1 protein-coding gene and 1 pseudogene are annotated in these 1,358 nt (G+C 71.5%); one reads left to right on the top strand and one right to left on the bottom strand.

From position 1 onward, the window contains the following. Nucleotides 1–752, top strand: a 752-nt coding sequence (locus LzC2_RS21450; RefSeq protein ID WP_206678868.1) for a haloacid dehalogenase type II, incomplete at its 5' end; no start/stop codon positions are given. 123 nt (nucleotides 753–875) lie between these two features. Here the strand turns inward: LzC2_RS21450 and LzC2_RS21445 are convergent. Further along, a pseudogene (locus LzC2_RS21445) lies at nucleotides 876–1,358 on the bottom strand (gfo/Idh/MocA family oxidoreductase); the annotation flags it as partial.

Raw genomic sequence — 1,358 nt, 5'->3', positions numbered from 1 at the left:
TCGCCGGCGGCGCCCCGCCCGCGACCGCCGCGGACCCCGCGAATCCGGCGACGGGTTCCTCAACGGGGCCGTCGAAGCGTCCGAAGGTCCTCTTTCTGGACGTCAACGAGACGCTGCTGAACCTCGACCCGCTGGTCGCCTCGGTCGGCGAGGCCCTCGGGGGGCGGCCGGAGCTGGTTCCGCTGTGGTTCTCCTCGCTGCTGCATCACTCTCTCGTCGCCACCGTGGGGGATCGCTACGAGGACTTCGGCGTCATCGGGGCCGCCACGCTGCGGATGCTGGCGGCGAACCACGAGATCGACCTGTCGGCGGAGCAGGCCGCCCGGGCGCTCGCGCCGATCCGGTCGCTGCCGCCCCATCCGGACGTCGAGCCGGCGCTGAAGCAACTGACCGACGCCGGCTATCGCCTGGTCACGCTGACGAACTCCTCCGCCGCGGGGGTGAAGGCGCAGATGGAGAACTCCGGCTTGCAGCGATACCTGTCGGACCGCCTGAGCGTGGAGACGGTGGGGCTGTTCAAACCACACGCCCACGTTTATCGGTGGGCGGCCCGGCAGGTGGGCGAATCGGTCGAGGATTGCCTGCTCATCGCGGCGCACGGCTGGGACGTCGCCGGCGCCGCCTGGGCGGGGATGCGGACCTGCTTCCTCGCCCGGCCCGGCAAGCAGCTCTACCCGCTCGCCCCGCCGCCGACGCTGCTGAAGGCCGACCTCCTCGAAGCCGCTCAGAAACTGATCGCCCTGCCGCGGTAGAACGCGGCGGGCGGCCTGCGCCGGTTTGGAAACCAACCCGAAGCGTCAGCGAGGCGGGGCGGTCCCAAGCCTCGCTTGCGCTTCGGGCTCACAAACAGGCGCCGCACTGATCCAACGGACGCGCTAGGCGATCTCCCACCCGGCCCGGTAGGAGGGGCGGATCAGCGCCGCGGCCTCGGGGACGTCGGGCACGGTCAGCGTCGCGGCGTCCCAGTCGATCGGCCGGCCGAGTCGGTAGGCGACCAGCCCCAGCAGCACCGTTTCGCTCAGCGGACCCGAGTACGCGAAGTCGCAGGTCGTCGGGGCGCCCGTCTTGACGGCCTGGATCCACTCGTCGTGATGCCCGATCGACGCCGGAATGGTCGGCTCCGGCGGCTCAAACTCGGCGAACTGCTCTTCCGGATACAGCTTCCAGCCGCCGTAGTCGGCGAAGAGCTGCCCCTCTTTCCCCACGAACAACACGCCCGACCCGCGCAGCTTGATGCCGTGCAGCTCGCCGGGCGCCTGGTTGCCGTCGTACCAGGTGACCTTCACCGCCGGCATCTGGACGCCGGCGGGCTCCTCGGCGTCGGCCGCCCCTTCGGCGCCGGAGGGGCCGTCCGCGGC

The sequence above is a fragment of the Alienimonas chondri genome (assembly GCF_013036045.1).
Taxonomy (GTDB): Bacteria; Planctomycetota; Planctomycetia; order Planctomycetales; family Planctomycetaceae; genus Alienimonas; species Alienimonas chondri.
Note: the sequence above shows the minus strand (reverse complement) of the source record. Positions and strands in the feature narration are given on the sequence as shown.